The organism is Janthinobacterium sp. EB271-G4-7A (assembly GCF_020858075.1).
In the GTDB taxonomy this organism is placed as follows: Bacteria; Pseudomonadota; Gammaproteobacteria; order Burkholderiales; family Burkholderiaceae_D; genus Janthinobacterium; species Janthinobacterium lividum.
The window spans coordinates 32,554-53,745 of sequence record NZ_JACYMI010000002.1 but is presented as its reverse complement, the minus strand read 5'-3'; the positions used below and the strand labels follow the sequence as shown (position 1 = coordinate 53,745).

The following is a 21,192-nucleotide window of genomic DNA, read 5'->3' as shown; positions in this document are numbered from 1 at the left end:
GCATGATCGGAAAACCATGACCACCCTTTCAGACCTGAACGCCGGCAGCCCGGCAGACTTTATCGCACGGCTGCATGGCATCTACGAACACTCGCCCTGGATCGCCCAGCGCGCGGCCCCCGCCCGGCCGTTTGCCAGCCTGACGGCACTCAAGACGGAGCTGCAGCGCGTGCTGGCGCATGCCTCGCCCGAAGAGCAGCTGGGGCTGATACGCGCCCACCCGGAGCTGGCCGGCAAGGCCGCCATCGCAGGGCAGCTGACGGCGGAATCGACGCGCGAGCAGGCCAAGTCCGGCCTGAACCTGTGCAGCGCCGATGAATTCGCCACCCTGCAGCGCCTGAACGACGACTACAACGCCAAGTTCGGCTTTCCCTTCATCCTGGCCGTCAAGGGCCCGACGGGTGAAGGCTTGACGCGCCAGGACATCATCGCCACGTTTGCGCGGCGCCTGAAAAACCGGCGCGCCGATGAACTGGCCGAGTCGCTGCGGCAGATCAAGCGCATCGCCGAGCTGCGCCTGAACGACTTGTTCGACGTGCGCCTGGACTTCGGCCCGGCCATCATGCAGCAGGCGGAAACGCTGGCTGGCTGGAGCGACAGCGATTACAACCTGACGTGCGCCTACCTGACGCCGGCGCACCAGAAAACGGCCGCGCAGCTGGCCGAATGGATGCGGGATGCGGGCATGCAGGTGCACATCGACGCCGTCGGCAATGTCGTCGGGCGCTATCTGTCAGACGCGCCCGACGCAAAAACCCTGATGACGGGATCGCATTACGACACGGTGCGCAACGGCGGCAAGTACGATGGCCGCCTGGGCATCGTGCTGCCCATCGCCGTCGTGCGCCACCTGCATGAGCGGGGCGAAAAACTGCCCTTCCACTTCGAGATCGTCGGCTTCGCCGAGGAAGAAGGCGTGCGCTTCAAGAGCACGTTTTTGGGCAGCACGGCTGTCACGGGCAAGTTCGACGTATCGCTGCTGGAACAGGTGGATGCGGATGGCGTGAGCATGCGCGACGCGCTGGCCGCCGCCGGCCACGAGGCAAGCGCCATCGGCGCCATCGCGCGCGATACCGCCGACTTGCTCGGTTATGTGGAAGTGCATATCGAGCAGGGTCCCGTACTGCTGGAACGCGACCTGCCGCTGGGGATCGTCACGGCGATTGCCGGCAGCTCGCGCTACCTGGTCAATCTTGGCGGCGTGGCCAGCCACGCGGGCACCACACCCATGACCATGCGCAAGGATGCCGCCAGCGCGGCAGCCGAAATCATCCTGCTGGTGGAACAGCGCTGCAACCAGGGCGAGGCGCTGGTGGGCACCGTAGGGCAGCTGCACGTGCCCAACGGCTCCGTCAACGTGATCGCCGGCGCCTGCACCCTGTCGCTCGACATCCGCGCGGCCGTTGACGCGGTACGCCAGGCGGCCGTCGACGATATTCTCGATGGCATCGCCGCCATCTGCGCGCGGCGCCAGATCGACTATCAGCTGGAACTGCTGCTGTCGGCGCGTGCCGCGCCATGCGCGCCATGGCTGATGGCGCAGCTGGCGCAGGCCGTGGAATCGGTCGGCATCGAACCGTATGCGCTGCTGTCTGGCGCCGGCCACGACGCCATGGCCATGGCCGCCATCACCGACGTGGCCATGCTGTTTACCCGCTGCGGCAATGGCGGCATCAGCCACAACCCACTGGAAACCATGACGGCGGACGACGCCGACATCGCGGCGCGCGCGCTGCTGGCGTTCCTGCGCAACTTCCAGCCCAAGCCCTGAAGCGGGCATGGGCCGGTGGAGCTACACGGCCACGGCCCGCTCCAGCATCGCGTGCAGCAGGACATTGCAGCCCGCTTCCAGGTGCTCGGGCTTGGCGTCTTCGATTTCATTGTGGCTGATGCCATCCTTGCACGGCACGAAGATCATGCCGGCCGGCGCCAGCCGGGCCGCGTAGATGGCATCGTGTCCGGCGCCGGACACCACGTCCATCACCGAGTAGCCCAGCTTTTCCGTGGCGTTGCGCACGGCGCCCACGCAGTCCGGATGGAACGGGCATGGCGGGTAATAGGAAACACGTTCAAGAGATATATCCAGTCCCGTAGCAATACGCGTGGCATCGATGAAGGCCGTGATCTCGCCATGCATGGTGTTGAGCAGTTCGTCGTTCACATTGCGCAGGTCGATGCTGAATGTGACTTCGCCGGGGATCACGTTACGGCTGTTCGGGAAGACCTGCACCATGCCCACCGTGCCGCGGCCATACGGCGGGTAGCGGTTGGCAATCGCCACCACTTCCTGCATGATCGTCGTGGCCACCTGCAGCGCATCCTTGCGCAATCCCATGGGGGTGGGGCCAGCATGCGCTTCCATGCCCGTTACCACGCAGTCGTACCACGACAGGCCCATCACGGCCGGTACCACGCCAATGACTTTATCGGCGTCTTCCAGCACGGGTCCCTGCTCGATATGCGTTTCAAAATAGGCGCCGATGGGATGGTCTCCCGGCACCTGCTCGCCTTTGTAGCCGATGCGCGCCAGTTCCTCGCCCACGGTTTTCCCCTCCGTATCCTTGGCCGCATACGCCGTCTCCAGCGAGAAGGCGCCGCAAAATACGCCGGACCCCATCATCACGGGCACGAAGCGCGATCCCTCCTCGTTGGTCCAGAAAGCCACCTCGATGGGCGCCTGCGTCTTTATTTTCAAGTCGTTCAGGGTGCGCACCACTTCCAGGCCCGCCAGCACACCGTAATTGCCATCAAACTTGCCACCCGTGGGTTGCGTGTCGATATGGCTGCCCGTCATCACGGGCGGCAGGCTGTTGTCGGCGCCGTCGCGGCGCATGAAGACATTGCCGATCTGGTCGATCGTGATGCTCATGCCCGCTTCGCGGCCCCATCCCACCACCAGGTCGCGCCCCTGCTTGTCCAGGTCCGTCAGGGCCAGGCGCTTGACGCCGCCCTTCGCTGTCGCGCCGATCTGCGCCAGCTCCATCAGGGCTGCCCACAAGCGCTCGCCATTGATACGCAATTCATCCATCGTCAACTCCTTATGCGGTGGTAACGGAAAAGGCGGGCCGTTCGACATAGCGCCCCGCCCCTTCGACGGCCGTCAGTTCGCCCTGGTGGAAGACCACCTTGCCGGCGGCAATCGTGGTGCTGGGGATGCCGCGCACGGTGCGCCCTTCGAAGACGTTGAAGCCTCCCTTGGCGAACTGCGTGGCGGCGGAAATGGTGCGCGTGCCCTGCGGGTCCCACAGCACGATGTCGGCATCGCTGCCAGCGGCAATGACGCCCTTGCGCGGATACATATTGAAGATCTGCGCCGCATTGGTGGAGCTCACCTTGACGAATTCGGAGGGCGTCAGCATGCCGGAATTGACGCCGGCGTCCCACACGACGGCCATGCGTTCCTCTACGCCGCCGCAACCGTTCGGGATGCGCGTAAAGTCCTGCTTGCCCGCCGCCTTCTGTTCGGCGCAAAAGGTGCAGTGGTCGGTGGCCGTCGTCTGCAGGTTGCCGCTTTGCAGGCCGTGCCACAGCGCCGATTGATGGTGCTTGCCGCGAAACGGCGGGCTCATGACGTGGCCCGCCACGTAGTCGAAATCGTCGCTCTGGTAGACGCTGTCGTCGATCACCAGGTGGCCCGCCAGCGCTTCGCCATACACGCGCTGGCCATTGGCGCGCGCCCGCGTGATGGCGTCGAGCGACTCGGCGCACGAAACGTGCACGATGTACACGGGGGTATTGAGTACGTTGGCAATTGCGATGGCGCGGTTGGCAGCCTCCGCTTCCACGGCCGGCGGGCGCGACCGCGGATGCGCCTGCGGCCCGGTAATCCCCTTCTTGAGCAAAGCTTGCTGCAATTGAAAAACCAGCTCGCCGTTTTCCGCATGCACGGTGGGCAGCGCGCCCAGTTCCAGCGAACGGGTAAAACTTTTCACCAGGGTTTCATCGTCGGCCATGATGGCGTTTTTATACGCCATGAAGTGCTTGAAGCTGTTCACGCCATGCTCGCGCACGAGGGTGCCCATCTCTTCATGTACCTGCTCACTCCACCATGTGATCGCCACATGGAAGGTGTAGTCGCCAGCCGCCTTGGCCGACCATACACGCCACTGGTGATAGGCCTCGATCAAGGATTGCTTGGGTGCCGGGATGACGAAGTCCATGATGGTGGTGGTGCCGCCGGCCAGTCCCGCCGCCGTGCCCGTGAAAAAATCGTCGGACGTCACGGTGCCCATGAAGGGCAGGTTCATGTGCGTGTGCGTGTCGATCCCGCCTGGCATCACGTACAGGCCGCCCGCGTCGATCACCGTGGCGCCGGCGGGTGCCAAAAGGTTCTCGCCGACGGCGGCGATGGTGTCGCCCTCAATCAGCACATCGGCGCGGAATGCGCGGTCGGCGTTGACGACGGTACCGCCACGTATCAGTGTAGCCATCTTGTCTCCTTTGTGATTACGACTGCGGCGCCTGCTGCACGTGCGCCACGGCCTTGCCCTTCATCATGACGCCGTACACGACGGCGGCGATGGCCACGCCCACGAACCAGGCGTAGGTGTAGATGGTTTTAAAGCCTTCGGCCACGTCGGGAAACGCCGTGGGAAAGGCCGCGTTCAAAAAGCCCGGGATATTCGGCAGCACGGCGATGACAAAGGCGATCAGCGCCGCCATATTCCAGCCATTGCCATACGAGTAGACGCCGTCGTCGCGGTACAGCTGCCTGACGTCGAGCTGCGTCTTGCGCACAAAATAATAGTCGACGATGAGGATGCCGGCGATGGGGCCCAGCAGGGCCGAGTAGCCGATCAGCCATGTGAAGATATAGCCCTGCGTCGATTCGAGCACCTTCCACGGCATCATGACGATGGCGATGAAAGCCGTGATGTAGCCGCCCATCTTGTAGGAAATCTGCTTCGGTGCCAGCGAGGAAAAGTCGTACGCCGGGCCCACCAGGTTGGCGGCCAGGTTGACGCTGACCGTGTCGATCAGGAGGATGATCAAGGCGATCAGCACGGCGGCGCCCGTCATGCGGCTGGCCAGGTCGACCGGGTCCCAGATGGCCTTGCCGTACATGACGACGGAGCCGGCAGTGACGATCACGGCCAGCATGGCCAGCAATCCCATAGGCACCGGCAAGCCGATCGACTGGCCGATCACCTGGTCGCGCTGCGTCTTGGCAAAGCGCGTGAAGTCGGGGATGTTCAAGGCCAGGGTAGCCCAGAAACCCACCATGGCCGTCAGCGACGGCCAGAAGACGCTCCAGAACTGGCCCGCCTTTTTACCGCCGGGGATGAATTGCGATGGCTGGTCCAGCAGGCTGGCCACGCCGCCGGCCTTGCTGTGCACCCAGTATAGCAGTACGAAGCAGATGAGGATTTTCAGCGGCGCAGTGTAGGTTTCGAGTTTGCGGATCGACTCCATGCCATGCAGGATGTAATAGAACTGGATGGCCCAGAAAGCCAGGAAGCACAATAGCTGGCTGCCGTTGATGCCCAGGCCCGCGATCTTCTCGCCGCCCAGTTCATGGCCTACCAGCACGCCCATCAGGGTATAGATCATCTGCCCGCCGAACCAGGTCTGGATGCCATACCAGCCGCAGGCGACGATGGCGCGCATCAGGGCCGGCAACCGCGCGCCCATGGTGCCGAACGAGGCACGCGCCAGCACGGCATACGGGATGCCGTACTTGGTGCCCGCATGGCCGATCAGCAGCATCGGCAGGAGCACGATGGCATTGGCGAGAAACACCGTGAGCACGGCCTGGTAACCGGACATGCCGCTGTCAATCAGGCTGGCCGACAGGGTGTAGGCGGGAATGCACATCACCATGCCGACCCACAGCGCGGCGAAGTGATACCAGCGCCAGGTGCGCTGTGCCGCCGTGGTGGGCGCCAGGTCTTCATTCCAGAGTTGCGTGTTGCCTGAATAGTCGTGGTTCACAGGGTTGCTCCATCGGTTAGACCGCTGGCACGCGAAGGCGCCAGGGATACGGCAATGTGGAAACGGCTCGGCTTTTAAGTAATCTAGCTTACTGCAAAGACGCGCCGCTGTTTATAAAAATAAACGCACGCAATAACCGTGCCCTATGCCGTCTCCGCCAGCGCTCTTGGATTTCGCGGATCCTGCGTCCAGTTCATGTACGGCTTGCCCGTGGCTTGCGGCACCATCGTGATGCAGCCCTGCACCGGACAGGTGATTTCGCACAGGTTGCAGCCCACGCATTCCTCCTTGATCACCTCATACGTGCGCGTGCCGGCGGCGTCGATCAGTTGCGCAATCGACTGGTGCGATGTGTCTTCGCAAGCCACGTAGCACTTGCCGCATTTGATGCAGTCGTCCTGGTTGATCTGCGCGATGACCTGGTAATTCATGTCCAGGTATTTCCAGTCCGTCGTGTTGGGCACGGCCTTGCCGGCAAAGTCGCTGATGCGCTCGTAGCCCTTCTCGTCCATCCAGCGCGACAGGCCATCCTTCATCTCTTCGACGATGCGGAAGCCATGCAACATGGCGGCCGTGCACACCTGCACGCAGCCCGCGCCCAGGGCGAGGAATTCGGCCGCGTCTCGCCAGTTGCCGATGCCGCCGATGCCGGAAATGGGCAAGCCGCGCGTCTGCGGATCGCGGGCGATTTCCGCCACCATGTTCAGGGCGATCGGTTTGACGGCAGACCCGCAATAGCCGCCGTGCGTGCTGGCGCCACCGACAATCGGCAAGGCCACCATACGGTCCAGGTCCAGCGAGGTGATGGAATTGATGGTGTTGATCAGCGAGACGGCGTCCGCGCCGCCCGCCTTGGCCGCGCGCGCCGGCATGCGCACGTCCGTGATGTTGGGCGTGAGCTTGACGATGACGGGAAGATGGCTGTGCTTCTTGCACCAGGCGGTCACCATCTGCACGTACTCGGGCACCTGGCCCACGGCCGCGCCCATGCCCCGTTCCGGCATGCCGTGCGGGCAGCCGAAATTGAGCTCGATGCCGTCCGCCCCTGTCGCCTCGACCTTGGGCAGGATGTCGGCCCAATAGTGCTCTTCGCAGGGCAGCATCAGGGAGACGATCATGGCGCGGTCGGGCCAATCCTTTTTCACCTGCGTGATTTCGCGCAGGTTGATCTCCAGCGAGCGGTCGGTGATCAGCTCGATGTTATTGAAACCGACCACTTCGCGGTTCTTGCCATACAGGGCCGAGTAGCGCGACGAGACGTTGACGGCGGCCGGGTCTTCACCCAGGGTTTTCCACACGACGCCGCCCCAACCCGCTTCGAAGGCGCGCACCACGTTGTAGGCCTTGTCGGTCGGCGGTGCGGACGCCAGCCAGAAGGGATTCGGCGCCTTGATGCCGCAAAATTCGATGCTGAGATCAGCCATTATGCAGCCTCCACTTTATTCAACAAATCGGAATGGATGGCCAGTGCGGCCAGCTTGCCATGCTGGACGGCTTGCACCGTCAGGTCCTGCCCCGGCGCCACGCAGTCGCCACCCGCGTAGATCCCCGGCAGCACCGTGCGAAAACCCGCATCGACGGCGATCTTGTCGCCTTCGCGCTGCAGCAGCGACGCCATCGGATCATGCAGCACGTCGGTGTCGAGGCTCTGGCCGATGGCCTTGAAGATGGCGTCGGCCGCCACGTCGAACGTTTCACCCGTCCCCGCCAAACGCGTGCCCTGCATGCGCGTCTTCTCGAAACGCATGCCGGCGACCTTGCCGTCAGTATCGAGCAGCACCTGCTGCGGCTGGGCCCACGTCAGCATGCGCACCTGGTTGGCCTTGGCAATCTCCTGTTCATGGTGGGTGGCCGTCATGGCGTCGAAGCCGCGCCGGTAGACGAGGGTGACTTCCTCGGCGCCCAGGCGTTGGATCTGCACGGCCATGTCGATGGCCGTATTGCCGGCGCCAATCACAATCGCCCGTTTCGGCACGGGCAGCGCGGCCAGGTCGTTGGCCTGGCGCAGCGCGGCGATGTAATCGACGGCGGCCAGCAAGCCCGGTGCGTCCTCGCCTGTCAGACCCAGCTTGCGGCTGGCGCCCAGGCCCAGGCCCAGGAACACGGCGTCATACTGCGCGTGCAAGTCGCGCAGTTGCAGGTTCTCGCCCAGCGCCTGGCGACATCGGATCTCGATACCGCCGATATCGAGCAGGAAGTCGATTTCCTTTTGCGCGAAATCGTCCGTCAGCTTGTATTTGGCGATGCCGTACTCATTCAGGCCTCCTGCCTTGCCTTCCTTTTCAAAGATCACCACGTCGTGGCCCAGCATGGCCAGGCGGTGCGCGCATGACAGGCCCGCCGGCCCCGCGCCGACGATGGCTATCGTCCTGCCGGTGCTTGCAGCCCGTTTGAACGGGTGGCTTGCGAAATGCATGTGGTCGATGGCGTAGCGCTGCAAGAGGCCGATCTTGACGGGCTGCCCCTCCGCGTCGTGGTTGCGCACGCAGACATCTTCACACAGGATTTCCGTGGGACAGACGCGGGCGCAGCTGCCGCCCAGGATGTTCTGTTTCAGGATGCCTGCCGCGGCGCCGTTGATGTTCTTGTCGTGGATATTGCGGATGAAGCTGGCCACGTCGATTTCCGACGGACAGATGCGGCTGCACGGCGCGTCATAGCAGTACAGGCAGCGGGCGCTTTCGATGGCCGCCTGGCGCGCGCTCAAGGGAGGCGCCAGGTCGGTGAAATGGCCTGCCAGTTCCTCGTTGGGCAGGGCGGGATGCGGCAAATAGTTCAAAGACTCGATCATCGCGTATTCCTCTTGTTATGTGCGGCCGGCTTGTAGTTTGAAACCTTTACTTCATCTGGGGAAAAGCAAATTCCACACCAGCGCTTGCCGTATTCGGCCAGCGCTGCATCACGGCCTTGTGCCGCGTGTAGAAACGCACGCCTTCGGGGCCATACGCATGGTGGTCGCCGAACATGCTGCGCTTCCAGCCGCCAAAGCTGTTGAAGGCCATCGGCACGGGCAAGGGGATGTTGACGCCCACCATGCCGACCTGGATCTGGCGCACGAATTCACGCGCCACGCCGCCGTCGCGCGTGTAAATAGCCACGCCGTTGCCATACTCGTTGGCGTTGATCAGCTCCACCGCATGCACCACGTCAGGACACCGGAGCACGCACAGCACGGGGCCGAAAATCTCTTCCTTGTAGATGCTCATGTCGCGCGTCACATGGTCAAATAAAGTACCGCCGACAAAGAAGCCATTCTCGCGTCCCGGCACCACATGGTTGCGGCCATCGACCACCAAAGTTGCGCCCTGCTCCACACCCGAGGCGATCAGTTTTTCGATGCGCTGCTTGGCGGCCAGCGATACGACCGGCCCCATTTCCGCACCGTCGGCCATGCCGTCGCGCACTTTCAGTGCGGCCGTGCGCGTTGCCAGTGCGTCGATCAACTTATCGCCCGCGTCGCCCACGGCCACCACCACCGAGATGGCCATGCAGCGCTCGCCCGCCGAACCGTAGGCCGCGCCGATCAGCGCATCGACCGTCATGTCCATGTCCGCGTCAGGCATCACCACCATGTGGTTCTTCGCGCCGCCCAGCGCCTGCACGCGCTTGCCGCTGGCGCTGCCGCGCGCATAGATGTATTCGGCGATCGGCGTGGAGCCGACAAAGCTGATCGCCTGCACCACGGGATGGTCGAGCAAGGCATCGACCGTGACCTTGTCTCCCTGTACCACGTTGAAGACGCCGTCGGGCAAACCCGCTTCTTTCAGCAGTTTCGCGTGCAGCAGGGAGGCGGATGGATCGCGCTCGGATGGTTTCAGGACGAAGGTATTGCCGCAGGCGATGGCAACGGGGAACATCCACATCGGCACCATCACGGGGAAATTGAACGGCGTGATGCCGGCCACCACGCCGAGCGCCTGGCGCATGGACCAGGCATCGATGCCGCGCGAAATCTGGTCCGTGAATTCACCCTTTAACAATTGCGGAATGCCGACGGCAAATTCCACCATTTCGATGCCGCGCGCCACCTCGCCCTGCGCATCGGCAAAGGTCTTGCCATGCTCGCGCGTGAGCATGGCGGCAAAGTCGTCTGTGTGCTGCTGGCACAGTTGCAGGTAGCGGAACAGCACCCGCGCGCGCGTCAAGGGCGGCGTGGCCGACCAGGAGGGAAAGGCGGCAGCGGCGGCCTGCACGGCAGCGTCCACGTCTGCCACGGTGCCCAGCGCGACGCGGGCGACGGGTTCGCCGAGCGCGGGGTTATACACGTCGCCATAGCGGCCGCTCTGGGTGTCGACTTTGGCGCCGTTGATGAAGTGGGTGATGGTGTCGAGAGTGTTCATGGTGTTCCTTTTTCAAACCCAAAAACAAGTGCCGGGGTCGGACCCTCAGGGTCCGACCCCAGGTTTTGCTTGGGGTCGCAGTTCAATCGAGATTTTTGAGTACCTTGGCCAGCTTGCCAAACAGCTCGTCGACATGCTGTTTTTCCAGCACCAGCGGCGGCGACAGGGCGATGATGTCGCCGGTCGTGCGTATCAGCACGCCGTCGGCGAACGCCTGCTTGAAGGCGTTGAAGGCGCGCGTGCCGGGTTTGCCGGCGATGGGATCGAGCTCGATGCCGGCGATCAGGCCGATGCTGCGCAAGTCGATCACGTGCGGCAGGCCCTTCAGGGAATGCACGGCGTCGCTCCAATACCCCTGCATCGCTTTAGCGTGGCCCAGGATGTCCTGTTCCTCGAACACTTGCAGGGTCGCCAGCGAGGCGGCGCAAGCCAGCGGGTGGCCGGAATACGTGTAGCCGTGGAACAGTTCGATGCCGGCCGGCGCGTCCATGAAGGCGTCGTGGATGTATTGTTTGCTGAACACGGCGCCCATGGGCACCATGCCGTTGGTCAGGCCCTTGGCCGTCGTCATCAGGTCCGGCTCGACATCGAAATAGTCGGCAGCGAACGGCGTCGTCATGCGGCCGAAACCCGTGATCACCTCATCGAAGATCAGCAGGATGCCGTGCTTGGTGCACAGTTCGCGCAAGCGTTTCAGATAGCCTTTCGGCGGGATCAGCACACCCGTGGAACCGGCCACCGGTTCGACGATGACGGCGGCAATCGTCGAGGCGTCGTGCAGGGCGACGATGCGTTCCAGTTCATCGGCCAGGTGGGTGCCGTATTCGGGCTCGCCCACCGTGTAGGCGTTCTTGTCCAGGTTATGCGTGTGCGGCAGGTGGTCCACGCCCGGCAGCAGGGGACCGAAGGTCTTGCGATTGCCGCCGATGCCGCCCACGGAAATGCCGCCAAAGCCCACGCCGTGGTAACCGCGTTCGCGGCCGATCAGGCGGGTGCGCGCGCCCTCGCCGCGCGCCCGGTGATAGGCCAGCGCGATCTTCAACGCCGTGTCGACCGCTTCGGAACCGGAGTTCGTATAAAACACGTGGCCGAACTTGTGGCCCGTGTAGTCCATCAGCTTTTCCGCCAGGTCGAAAGCGGCCGGATGGCCCATCTGAAAGGTCGGCGCGAAGTCCAGTTGGCCCACCATGTCGCGGATGGCAGCGACGATTTTCGGCTGCGCATGGCCGCACGGCACACACCACAGGCCGGCCGTGCCATCGAGGATAGCGTTGCCATCGACGTCCTTGTAGTACATGCCTTCAGCCGACACGAGCAGGCGCGGGTTGGCCTTGAAATCACGGTTGTTCGTAAACGGCATCCAGAATGCCGACATCGATTCCGGCCTTGTTTCGTTCATGACCTTCTCCTTGGGATGGGCTGGCGCGGGGCCAGGATCGTTTTTGACGAAGCGTAAAATAATTTACCAGTTGGCAAAAAGCTGATGTAATAATAGACAGGCCATCCCCAATGGCACAGATACACAAACGGCAAAGTACCCCAACCGTACAGGTCGGAAAACCACTACAGTTTTGTGCAAGGCAGCATAAGGAGCCACCGTGAAGCACAGCGACAGCACAGACGATGCCCCCGAGCAAGCAAGCGGCTGGCCCGTGCTGGACATCGACCGCCAGAAAAAGGGCGGCCTCGTCGAGCAGATCGTCATCGCCATCAGCGTCATGGTGGGCAGCCGCGCCCTGCGCATCGGCACACGCATGCCGTCCGTGCGCCAGTTCGCCCGCTGCAATGGCGTGTCGACGTTTACCGTCGTCGAATCGTACGACCGCCTGGTCAACCTGGGCTTGCTGTCGTCGCGCCGCGGTTCCGGCTATTTCGTCGCGCGCCACGATATCGCCGCCTCGCCGCACGCGGCCGTACACGCGAGTCCCACCGCCATCGACGCCCTCACGCCGGACCTGTATTCGGGCGTGTCCGATGCCCTGCCCGTGGGGGCGGGCTGGCTACCGCCCGAGATGTATGGCGAAGCGACCGTGCTCGATGCCGTGCGCCAGGCCATGCGCATTCCCGCCAGCAGGCTGCGCGGCTATGGCCATCCTCTCGGTTTTCCCTCGCTGCGCCAGCACCTGGCCACCAGCCTGTCGGAAGAACTGTTTCAGGTGGAGGCGGACCAGGTCTTGCTGACGCATGGCGCCACGCATGCCTTCGATTTGATCCTGCGCAGCCTGACCAAGCCGGGCGACACGGTGCTGGTGGAAGACCCCGGCTACAGCAATCTGCAGTCGCTGATCCGCCACCACGGCTGCATCCCCGTCGGCATCAGCCGCGGCGAGGCGGGCCTCGACCTCGATGCGCTGGCCAGCGAGGCTGCGCGCACCCAGCCCAAGCTGATGTTCGTCAACACGGTACTGCAAAACCCGCTCGGCACCTCGCTCAGCCAGGCGCAGACGCACCGGCTGCTGGCGCTGGCCGAGCAATTCGATTTCTGGCTGGTGGAGGACGATATCTACCGCGAAATGGCGGCGCGCGGCGACGCATCGCTGGCGGCCATGGATGGCTTGCGCCGCGTGATCCGCGTGGGCAGCTTTTCCAAGACCCTGTCGCCCGTGCTGCGCGTGGGGTCGATTTGCGCCTCGCCTTCGCTGGTGGCCGAACTGGTACGCGTGAAAATGCTGGCGGGACTGACGACGTCGGAAATCAACGAGCGCGCCGTCTACCACGCCATCTCCGCGCGGCCCTACAAGCGGATGGTCGAGCGGCTGGTGGCGCAGCTCGATGCGGCCCGCGAGCGCAGCATAGACTGCCTGGCGCAGGCGGGCATGGCGCCCGTGGCACGGCCCCGCGGCGGCATGTTCGTCAGCGCCGGCTGGCCCGACGTGCAAACGCCGGAATGGAATGGCAAGATCATCGCCGACATGGCCTTGAAGGCCGGCATCCTGCTCTCGCCGAACGAATTTTTCATGCTGCGCGCGCCCGAGACGGTGTGGTTCCGCTTCAACGTGGCCTACACCGATACCCCCGTGCTGCAAGCGTTCCTGCAATCGATCCGCCCACGCTAAAGAACCTGCCATGGCCAGCGAAAAATCCCCTGCCCTTCCCGTGAAAAATGCCGGCGGGCGGCGCCTGCAAAACCGCGACCGCCTGGAAGCGGACATCCTGGAACAAGCCGTGCGCGCGTTCGCGGAAAGCGGCTATGAGGGCGCGTCGATCGCCACCATCGCCGAACGGGCCGGCCTGTCGAAGCAAAACCTGATGTATTACTTCCCGTCCAAGCAGCTGCTGTACCAGCGCGTGCTCGACGATGTGCTCGACGACTGGCTGGCGCGCATGGAGTCGCTGGCCAATGAACACGACGAGCCGCGCGACGTGCTGCGCGCCTACATCGGCGCCAAGCTGCGTTTTTCGCGCGAACAGCCGTGGGCTTCGCGCGTGTATGCGCTGGAAGTGATCAATGGCGCGCCCCTGTACGGCGCGCAGATACGCGACCGGGTCGTGCCCCTGCTGCGCAAGGATATCGCCGTCTTCGAAGCCTGGATCGCGGCCGGCAGGATCGCGCCCGTCAACGCCACGCACCTGATGTTCGCCATCTGGGCCATGACGCAATCGTATGCGGATTTTTCAGCGCAGATGGCCCTGGTGCTGGAGCGCAAGCAGCTCACGCGCAAGGATTACGAGGATGCGGAAATCCTGATCGCGCACATGGTGCTGGCGGCCGTGTCCATGCCGCCCGCAGGCGAAAAAAAACCGCCTTGCAAGGCGGTTTCCTGAACAGCGCAAACGCTCATGCTGCCGTCTTGCCCTTGCGGCGGCGCGCCATGAAGCCAACCAGGCCCAGGCCTGCCAACAACATCGCATAGGTTTCCGGTTCCGGCACGGCCGAAACATAACCGGCCACGTTGGTGACGTTGAAATAATGGTTGGCGTTGACCTGGATGTTCGAAGCCCAGTTACCCACCACCACGTTGCCGTTGATCTGGCCATTGCCGCCGGCCAGGGTCGCCAGCGGCGCGAGAATGCTGCCATACAGGCCCACACCGTTCAAGGTGATGTTTTGCGCTTCATAGAAGTTGTACAGCACATTGTATTTGCTGAAATCGCCGTAGCCGCCGGACAGGTTCACATTCTTGCCGCTGATATTGAGGATCAGGGTGTCGTTCGTGTGCAGGTTGCTGAACTTGAAGTTGTTCACCGAACCCAACGCCGCGGAAGTCAGATCGAACACTTGCACGCTACCCGTGCCGCCCTTCAGGGTCATGCCGCCGTAGGCCACGGAGCTGCTGCCCGTGGACGCCACTTTCGCCAGCGAGGTCGAGGTGCTTTTCAGTTGGGCCGAGGTGGAGGCAAACGATACGGGCGACGCCGTGGTCTTGGTCGCCGTGTTCAGGCCCACGCTGCTCGTCGTCGTGCTGCCACCCACAAAATAGTTGCCGTTCTTGATCGAACCGGAGCTGTAGTTCAGGTTGCCGCCAACCACCAGCGCATAGCCGGTATTACCGTGCGTGACGTAGGCGTCCTTGTTCTTGTCATTAATCGAATAGCTCGACGCGGACAGGTTACCGGCAACCAGCACGCCGCCTTCGACATCGCTGCCGGACGCGCTGAAGTTGCTCAGGGAATACAAATTGGCGCCACCGATACCCAGATCGACAACACCGGCTTGCGCGGCGCCGGCAGCGAACACGGTCGACAGAACGAGAAGGAGTGGCAATTTAGGCATGCTTGGCATTTTTATTTCCAAAAAGAAAATTAACTTGACGCCAGAATATCATATCTAGTTGATTTGAGATGTCGCAAATCAACAACTTTTGTAACGATTATGCAAACACAGTTGCACAATGGAAATTATTTTCCTGTCGCTGCCCGGAGAAGGCCTTAGCCATCCGGATGGCGCTTTGAACAGATGGGAAAACAGCCGTCTGTTCTGCTCTTTCAATATTGCTTAGAAGCGCAGCCAACTTGGTGATACGATCGCGGCAGCGCCAGACAGGCCAGGCCACAGAATACGAAATCATAAGGATGAAGCACGCATGAAACGATTGTCCCTAGGCGCACTGATGCTGGCATATGCCTGCGGCGCACACGCCGATGTTGTGAACATGATCGATAACCAGCCGCTGAGCGAAACCTGGCTCAACGCGGGCTTTTATTCGTACCACTTTCAGCGCGACAAGAACCTGAATGACAGCAATCCGGGCCTGGGCGCCGAATACCGCTTTTCCACGGTCGCGTCGGTCACGGCGGGCCGCTTCTACAATAGCGACCGTGCCTACTCGAACTACCTGGGCGTGTACTACCAGCCGATCAAGGTAGGCCCGCTGCGCGTCGGCGCCGTCGTTGGCGGCTTCAGCGGCTATCCGAAGATGCGCGATGGCGGTTGGTTCCCGGCCCTGGTCCCCACCATCAGCTATGAATACCAGCGCGTGGGCGTGAATATCGCCGTCGTGCCTTCCTACAAGGACCGCCTGTATGGCGCCCTCAGTTTCCAGCTGAAACTCAAGGTGTTTGAGTAAGTAATCCTCAGGAAATTATTGTGAAGTTATGACGAACAGAACTGGATGCTATGCAAGGCACCCGCTGCGACGCAGTGCGAGCACTGCTAGTAGCGGGTAACGCCGTAGAGCGCCGGTTATGGAAGTCAGAAATCACAAAAATTTATTGGGGGTTACTTGACCGTTTGTCCCGCCCTGTCGCCGTTCGGTCCGCCATTCCTGCCATTCGTCGCATACGCGATGCCCGGCAGTATAGTTCTGCCTATAGTGGACTCATCGCCAGCATGCATACGGCAGCGGCACCCACACGACAGGAGAACGGCATGAAAGACATCAATTCCGCACCGGGCAGCACTTCCTTCAGCGCTTTCTGGAACGAGCTGTGCGCTTACACGCGCCAGGGCATGGCCGCCTTGCGGGCCATGTCGTGGCCCATGCTGCTGGCGTGCTGCCTGGGCCTGGCGTTCCTGATTACCATCTTGCCGCTAGCCATCATGCTGTTTGCCCTCGTCATGCTGCTGAAATGGGCAAGCAACAGCGATGATGCCGGCGCAGACGAAAAAGCGCCGGGCTCGCAGCAGTCGCCGCAATAAAAATTTGCGCCGTGGCAAGAGTGCAATGATTGTTCTATGGCACTATGGATGGGCACAGCACTGACAGGCATCAAACCCATCCCGATGGACGGTATGGGTACGGAACGCCACGCAGTATCCATGATCGAAGCTACTCCCCCACCGCCATAGGAGTTTTCTGATGACCACGACAGCAAAAGCTACAGCAGCGACGACCATTCCCTGCCTGCGCTACCGCGACGCGCCCGCCGCCATTGAATGGCTGTGCAAGGCGCTCGGCTTTGAAAAACAATTGATCGTGCCTGACGGCAACGGTGGCGTCGCCCATGCGCAGCTGAGCTTCGGCAATGGCATGGTCATGGTAGCACCGGCCCTCGACAGCGACTATGGCCGCCTGATGAAACTGCCTGGCGACATCGGCGGCGCCAATACGCAAAGCTGCTACCTGGTCGTCAGCGATGCCGATGCCGTCTACCGCAGCGCGCGCGAAGCCGGCGCCGAGATCGTGCTCGACATCAAGGATGAAGATTACGGCGGACGGGGATTTACCTGCCGCGACCCGGAAGGCCATATCTGGAGCCTGGGCACCTACGATCCATGGTAAAACGGAGAACAATGATTATCAGTACCCTCGCCGCCGCCAGCCTTGCGCTGATCGGCGGTTTCCTGTCCGCTCCCGTCCTCGTCGACGAGCACCTCAACCGTGTCCACCTTCCGTCCGGCAAGGCGCCATCGGCAGCCACCGTGGCCCTGCACCAGAGCCTGTGGATCGCCGACCTGCATGCGGACAGTCTGCTGTGGCAACGCAACCTGAACCGCGACAGCCAGCGCGGGCATGTCGACTTCCCGCGCCTGCAACGGGCCAACGTGGCGCTACAAGCCTTTTCCGTCGTGACCAAGACGCCGCGCAAGATGAATATCGAGCGCAATGGCAGTGACACGGACAACATCACGGCCCTGGTGGTGGCACAAGGCTTGCCGCCCGCTACCTGGAGCAGCCTGCTGGCGCGCGCCACCTGGCAGGCCGACGAACTGCGCCAGCAAGCGGCCAAGAGCCATGGCAAGGTCCGGGTGATCGGCAGCCGCGCCCAGCTGCGCAGCTTCATCGCCGCGCGCGAAAAAGACCCCGCCCTGCTGGCCGGCTGGCTGACACTGGAAGGCGCGCATGCGCTCGAAGGCAAGCTGGACAACCTCGATCCCCTGTACCGGGCCGGATTCCGCATGGCCGCGCCCACGCATTTCTTCGACACGGAACTCTCCGGTTCCCAGCACGGCCTGAAAAAAGGCGGTCTGACGCCGCTGGGCCGGCAATGGCTGCGCGCCATGGAGCAGCGCAAGATGATCATCGACCTGGCGCACGCCTCGCCGGCCACCATCGACGACGTGTTAACGATGGCGAAACGCCCCGTGATGGTCTCGCACACGGGCGTGCGCGGCACTTGCGCCAACGGCCGCAACCTCAGCGACAGCCAGTTGAAACGCATCGCCGCCCAGGGTGGCCTGGTGGGCATCGGCTTCTGGAACACGGCCGTCTGCGGCAAGGACGTGGCGTCCATCGCGCGCGCCATCAAGTACACGGTCAAACTGATCGGCGCCGAACACGTGGCCTATGGCTCGGACTTCGACGGCGCCGTCACCACGGCCATCGATGCGACGGGCTTGCCGCGATTGACGCAGGCGCTGCTCGACGCTGGCCTGTCGGAAGCGCAGATCCGCCGCGTGGCGGGCGAAAACGTACGCGACTTCCTGCTGAAGAACCTGCCGGACGACGACGCCTAACCGAGTGCGCTGATCAACGCATGGTCCGCCACCTGGCGTGGCCGGATGCGTATCAGCTTGCGGTACAACGGCGGCATCGACTCGCACAGCGCCAGCAGCGCGTCTTCATCCATGGCCGGGCGCACATACTGGAATTGCGCGGGATTATTTTCCGGCAGCGCCCCCTCCATGGTGGAGCCGTAGGCGCCCAGGGTCATGAAGCTGGCGGCGCTGTCGTCCGGGCCGATGGCCAGCACGAAGGTGCCATGCTTGGGATGCCCCAGGTAGCTTTTGATTTCTTCCTGCAGCGCCGGCTCCGCGTTCGCCATCAACTCAAAGCGCAGCTGCGCGTACTGGCGCGTGCATTCCATGAATGGCGTGCGGATGACCGACTGCGCCAATTTTCCCGGCATGCACAACAACAGATTGCCAAAGGAATCGAGCAAGGCGGCCGCGTCGCCCTGCCCGCCATCGCGCACATCCTGCTCCATGGCCGCCTGCAAAAATGGCGCCAGGCCGGCATCCGGCGCATGCGGCGCGCAGCGGTAAGTGAGGGCATCAGGATAGCGGCGGCGCAGGGCGCGCACCACGGCATGCTCGGACGGCAAGGTGGCGGGATCGCGCAAGTACACGTCGTCGCCGGCGTTCAGCAACTGCATCACCTGCGCCGATGTCGACTCGAACACGAGCGAGCACAGTGCCTGCGTCGCCTCGTGGATGCTCTTGCCGATGAAAAAAGATTTGGGCGCGGCGCCGGAAGGCAGGCGCGCATACTCGGTGGCGCCACGCACGGCCGGATAGCAAAAGCTGCGGCCGGCCTGCGCCTGCAGCGGCGCCGGCAAGGCGGTAAAACTGGCGCTGCCATCGTAATTGATGCCCGCCTTGACGTCGGGAGCGGCCACCACCACGTTGAAACCGGCCGCCAAAATCGCCCCCGTACACATGCAGCACGGATCGAGCGAGGTGACGATGGTCAGTTCGCCCGGCGGCGGCAAGGGCGTGCCCTTGGCCCGTTCGGCGAAATACCAATCCACCAGCTGGCGCTCGCCATGCGCGGTGGGGTCGAACACCAGGCCCTGGCGCACGACGTTGTTGTGCATCGATTGCAGCACGTTGCCGGCGCCATCGAGCAGCACGCCGCCCACGCCGAAGGTCCCCTGCGTCTTGGCTGCCATGGCTTCGGCCGCGGCAATCGCCACGGCGGCCTGGATGTCGATCGTCTTGTTCAAGCGGATCCTGTTACTTCATGTCCAGGTCGGAATTGCCGAAGCCGTGCGGCAGCAGCCAGCCCGCCGTCACTTCCATGACATCGTTTTTCAGATTGGTGAGGATCACCGGCAGGTCGGCGCCGCCCATCTCGAAGATCACCTGGCGGCAGGCGCCGCATGGCGAGATCGGTTCCGCCGTGTCGCCCGTGACGGCCAGCCTGGCAAAGTCGCCCGGCTTGCAGCCATGCGCGATGGCGCTGAAAAACGCCGTGCGTTCGGCGCAGTTGCACAGGCCATACGCGGCATTTTCCACGTTACAGCCGCGGAAGACGCGGCCATCCTTGCACAGCAGCGCCGCGCCCACCTTGAAACGCGAGTATGGCGCGTAGGCCAGTTCGCGGCCAGCGTTGGCTTCGGCGATCAGTTCTTGGTTGTTCATTTGATTATTTACCTGTAAAACCCGCAAGGGCTGGGGTCGTACCCTCAGGGTACGACCCCGGACTCTGCTTTGGGGCTAAAAATAGTTACGGTCGAATGGTACGGTAAATCACCGGATTGGCCGTCAGCGCCACCGCACTGATGGCATACGCTTGCTGGATTTCCCTGACGGCTTGCTGCGCCGCCGCTTCCGTGCGCGCGTGCACCATGGCCAGCGGCTGGCCGACAGCCACCTGCTCGCCCAGGCCGACCAGGTCCGTCAGGCCGACAGCGAAATCAATGCTGTCCGTCGGACGGCGGCGGCCACCACCCAGGGCCACCACGGCCAGGCCGATGGCGCGGCAATCGCGCACGTTGGCAAAGCCGGCGGACAGCGCCGGTGCCGGCACGATGAATGGTGCCTGTTCCAGGTGCTTGTCCGGATGTTCGACCAGGTCGGCCGGGCCGCCCAGGGCAGACACCATGCGCGAAAAGCGCTCGGCCGCTTCACCCGAATCGAGGGCCGCCATCAATTTCACGCGCGCTTCTTCTTCCGTGGCAGCCAGGCCGCCCAGCACCAGCATCTCGGCGCACAGCGCCAAGGTGACTTCATGCAGGCGCGCGGGACGCGAACGGCCCGTCAGGTAATCCATGGCGCCGCGCACTTCCAGCGCATTGCCCGCATACGGCGCCAGCGACTCGTTCATGTCCGTCAGAATCGCCGACGTCTGCATGCCCGCGCCGTTGCCGACGGCGACGATGCTTTCGGCCAGTTCCACCGACTTGTCGTAGGTCGGCATGAAGGCGCCCGTGCCCACTTTCACGTCCATCACCAGCGCATCCAGGCCAGCCGACAGTTTCTTCGACAGGATGGAGCCGGTGATCATGGCCACCGATTCCACCGTGGCGGTGACGTCGCGGATACTGTAGAAACGCTTGTCGGCCGGCGCCAGCTGCGCCGTCTGGCCGATGATGGCCACGCCGATCTCCTGCACTACCTTGCGGAACAGTTCATTGTCCGGCACCGTGCAATAGCCGGGAATGGCGTCGAACTTGTCGAGCGTGCCGCCAGTGTGGCCCAGGCCGCGGCCCGAGATCATCGGCACGTAGCCGCCGCACGCGGCGACCATGGGGCCCAGCAGCAGGGAGACGACATCGCCCACGCCGCCCGTCGAATGCTTGTCGACGATGGGGCCCGGCAGGTTCAGCGAGCGCCAGTCCAGCACCTGACCGGAATCGCGCATGGCCAGGGTGAACGCCACGCGCTCGTCCATGTTCATGTCGTTGAAATAGACGGCCATGCCCAGCGCCGCGATCTGGCCTTCGCTGACGCTGCCGTCAGTAATGCCGCGCACAAAAAACTGGATTTCCTCGGCGCTCAGCACGCCCTTGTCGCGTTTCTTGCGAATGATTTCCTGGGTTAACAACATGGAATAACTCCAATCATGAGATCTGGGGTCAGTCCCTGCGGATCTGACCC

Annotated in this window: 18 protein-coding genes; 7 read left to right on the top strand and 11 right to left on the bottom strand. The window is 63.2% G+C overall.

Annotation, left to right across the window (positions count from 1 at the left end):
• Positions 1–16: 16 nt before the first annotated feature.
• Positions 17–1,771: an allantoate amidohydrolase gene (locus IGS58_RS17815; protein WP_230522270.1), complete on the top strand. Its 1,755-nt coding sequence runs from the start codon at positions 17–19 to the stop codon at positions 1,769–1,771.
• A gap of 21 nt (positions 1,772–1,792) precedes the next feature.
• On the opposite strand, the gene IGS58_RS17810 is transcribed toward IGS58_RS17815, so the two are convergent.
• The 7 genes from IGS58_RS17810 to IGS58_RS17780 all read right to left on the bottom strand — a co-directional run bounded on the left by IGS58_RS17810 (position 1,793) and on the right by IGS58_RS17780 (position 11,670).
• Positions 1,793–3,028, bottom strand: a complete 1,236-nt coding sequence (locus IGS58_RS17810; protein ID WP_230522269.1) for a Zn-dependent hydrolase — start codon at positions 3,026–3,028, stop codon at positions 1,793–1,795.
• A gap of 10 nt (positions 3,029–3,038) precedes the next feature.
• The gene (gene hydA, locus IGS58_RS17805) at positions 3,039–4,430 is read right to left on the bottom strand and encodes a dihydropyrimidinase (protein ID WP_070260128.1); all 1,392 of its coding nucleotides are present in this window, start codon (positions 4,428–4,430) and stop codon (positions 3,039–3,041) included.
• Positions 4,431–4,446: 16 nt separating this feature from the next.
• Positions 4,447–5,931, bottom strand: coding sequence for an NCS1 family nucleobase:cation symporter-1 (locus IGS58_RS17800; protein ID WP_034782401.1), 1,485 nt, complete (start codon positions 5,929–5,931; stop codon positions 4,447–4,449).
• 143 nt (positions 5,932–6,074) lie between these two features.
• On the bottom strand, positions 6,075–7,355 hold the full coding sequence (preA, locus tag IGS58_RS17795; protein WP_230522268.1) for an NAD-dependent dihydropyrimidine dehydrogenase subunit PreA: 1,281 nt from the start codon (positions 7,353–7,355) through the stop codon (positions 6,075–6,077).
• Complete coding sequence (locus IGS58_RS17790) at positions 7,355–8,722, bottom strand: NAD(P)-dependent oxidoreductase (RefSeq protein ID WP_230522267.1); 1,368 nt, start codon at positions 8,720–8,722, stop codon at positions 7,355–7,357. The genes preA and IGS58_RS17790 overlap by 1 nt, the downstream gene beginning before the upstream one ends.
• Positions 8,723–8,768: 46 nt before the next feature.
• Positions 8,769–10,271, bottom strand: coding sequence for a CoA-acylating methylmalonate-semialdehyde dehydrogenase (locus IGS58_RS17785; protein ID WP_230522266.1), 1,503 nt, complete (start codon positions 10,269–10,271; stop codon positions 8,769–8,771).
• Positions 10,272–10,353: 82 nt separating this feature from the next.
• Positions 10,354–11,670 (bottom strand): aspartate aminotransferase family protein, encoded by a 1,317-nt coding sequence (locus IGS58_RS17780; protein WP_230522265.1) that lies wholly within the window; start codon positions 11,668–11,670, stop codon positions 10,354–10,356.
• A 199-nt stretch (positions 11,671–11,869) separates the two neighbouring features.
• Between IGS58_RS17780 and IGS58_RS17775 the strand changes: the two genes are divergently transcribed.
• Both IGS58_RS17775 and IGS58_RS17770 read left to right on the top strand, forming a co-directional pair.
• On the top strand, positions 11,870–13,327 hold the full coding sequence (locus IGS58_RS17775; protein WP_230522264.1) for an aminotransferase-like domain-containing protein: 1,458 nt from the start codon (positions 11,870–11,872) through the stop codon (positions 13,325–13,327).
• 10 nt (positions 13,328–13,337) lie between these two features.
• On the top strand, positions 13,338–14,036 hold the full coding sequence (locus IGS58_RS17770) for a TetR/AcrR family transcriptional regulator (RefSeq protein ID WP_099389594.1): 699 nt from the start codon (positions 13,338–13,340) through the stop codon (positions 14,034–14,036).
• Positions 14,037–14,049: 13 nt separating this feature from the next.
• Here IGS58_RS17770 and IGS58_RS17765 read toward each other — a convergent pair whose 3' ends face one another.
• The gene (locus IGS58_RS17765; RefSeq protein WP_070260217.1) at positions 14,050–14,985 is read right to left on the bottom strand and encodes a choice-of-anchor A family protein; all 936 of its coding nucleotides are present in this window, start codon (positions 14,983–14,985) and stop codon (positions 14,050–14,052) included.
• 310 nt (positions 14,986–15,295) lie between these two features.
• Between IGS58_RS17765 and IGS58_RS17760 the strand changes: the two genes are divergently transcribed.
• The 4 genes from IGS58_RS17760 to IGS58_RS17745 all read left to right on the top strand — a co-directional run bounded on the left by IGS58_RS17760 (position 15,296) and on the right by IGS58_RS17745 (position 18,108).
• Positions 15,296–15,778, top strand: coding sequence for a hypothetical protein (locus IGS58_RS17760; RefSeq protein ID WP_070260143.1), 483 nt, complete (start codon positions 15,296–15,298; stop codon positions 15,776–15,778).
• Positions 15,779–16,080: 302 nt separating this feature from the next.
• Positions 16,081–16,350, top strand: a complete 270-nt coding sequence (locus IGS58_RS17755; RefSeq protein WP_070260145.1) for a hypothetical protein — start codon at positions 16,081–16,083, stop codon at positions 16,348–16,350.
• A gap of 160 nt (positions 16,351–16,510) precedes the next feature.
• The gene (locus tag IGS58_RS17750) at positions 16,511–16,933 is read left to right on the top strand and encodes a VOC family protein (protein ID WP_070260147.1); all 423 of its coding nucleotides are present in this window, start codon (positions 16,511–16,513) and stop codon (positions 16,931–16,933) included.
• A gap of 11 nt (positions 16,934–16,944) precedes the next feature.
• Complete coding sequence (locus tag IGS58_RS17745) at positions 16,945–18,108, top strand: dipeptidase (RefSeq protein ID WP_230522263.1); 1,164 nt, start codon at positions 16,945–16,947, stop codon at positions 18,106–18,108.
• Here IGS58_RS17745 and IGS58_RS17740 read toward each other — a convergent pair.
• The 3 genes from IGS58_RS17740 to deoA all read right to left on the bottom strand — a co-directional run bounded on the left by IGS58_RS17740 (position 18,105) and on the right by deoA (position 21,142).
• Positions 18,105–19,316: a nucleoside deaminase gene (locus IGS58_RS17740; protein ID WP_230522262.1), complete on the bottom strand. Its 1,212-nt coding sequence runs from the start codon at positions 19,314–19,316 to the stop codon at positions 18,105–18,107. The genes IGS58_RS17745 and IGS58_RS17740 overlap by 4 nt on opposite strands.
• 10 nt (positions 19,317–19,326) lie before the next feature.
• The gene (locus IGS58_RS17735) at positions 19,327–19,734 is read right to left on the bottom strand and encodes a cytidine deaminase (RefSeq protein WP_034785574.1); all 408 of its coding nucleotides are present in this window, start codon (positions 19,732–19,734) and stop codon (positions 19,327–19,329) included.
• 85 nt (positions 19,735–19,819) lie between these two features.
• Positions 19,820–21,142, bottom strand: coding sequence for a thymidine phosphorylase (gene deoA, locus IGS58_RS17730; RefSeq protein WP_230522261.1), 1,323 nt, complete (start codon positions 21,140–21,142; stop codon positions 19,820–19,822).
• Positions 21,143–21,192: the final 50 nt, after the last annotated feature.

Coding starts and splice junctions, on each gene's coding strand:
- IGS58_RS17815 (WP_230522270.1), top strand. CDS start 17: ATGACCACCCTTTCAGACCTGAACGCCGGCAGCCCGGCAGACTTTATC.
- IGS58_RS17810 (WP_230522269.1), bottom strand. CDS start 3,028: ATGGATGAATTGCGTATCAATGGCGAGCGCTTGTGGGCAGCCCTGATG.
- hydA (WP_070260128.1), bottom strand. CDS start 4,430: ATGGCTACACTGATACGTGGCGGTACCGTCGTCAACGCCGACCGCGCA.
- preA (WP_230522268.1), bottom strand. CDS start 7,355: ATGGCTGATCTCAGCATCGAATTTTGCGGCATCAAGGCGCCGAATCCC.
- IGS58_RS17790 (WP_230522267.1), bottom strand. CDS start 8,722: ATGATCGAGTCTTTGAACTATTTGCCGCATCCCGCCCTGCCCAACGAG.
- IGS58_RS17785 (WP_230522266.1), bottom strand. CDS start 10,271: ATGAACACTCTCGACACCATCACCCACTTCATCAACGGCGCCAAAGTC.
- IGS58_RS17780 (WP_230522265.1), bottom strand. CDS start 11,670: ATGAACGAAACAAGGCCGGAATCGATGTCGGCATTCTGGATGCCGTTT.
- IGS58_RS17770 (WP_099389594.1), top strand. CDS start 13,338: ATGGCCAGCGAAAAATCCCCTGCCCTTCCCGTGAAAAATGCCGGCGGG.
- IGS58_RS17765 (WP_070260217.1), bottom strand. CDS start 14,985: ATGCCTAAATTGCCACTCCTTCTCGTTCTGTCGACCGTGTTCGCTGCC.
- IGS58_RS17760 (WP_070260143.1), top strand. CDS start 15,296: ATGAAACGATTGTCCCTAGGCGCACTGATGCTGGCATATGCCTGCGGC.
- IGS58_RS17755 (WP_070260145.1), top strand. CDS start 16,081: ATGAAAGACATCAATTCCGCACCGGGCAGCACTTCCTTCAGCGCTTTC.
- IGS58_RS17750 (WP_070260147.1), top strand. CDS start 16,511: ATGACCACGACAGCAAAAGCTACAGCAGCGACGACCATTCCCTGCCTG.
- IGS58_RS17745 (WP_230522263.1), top strand. CDS start 16,945: ATGATTATCAGTACCCTCGCCGCCGCCAGCCTTGCGCTGATCGGCGGT.
- IGS58_RS17735 (WP_034785574.1), bottom strand. CDS start 19,734: ATGAACAACCAAGAACTGATCGCCGAAGCCAACGCTGGCCGCGAACTG.
- deoA (WP_230522261.1), bottom strand. CDS start 21,142: ATGTTGTTAACCCAGGAAATCATTCGCAAGAAACGCGACAAGGGCGTG.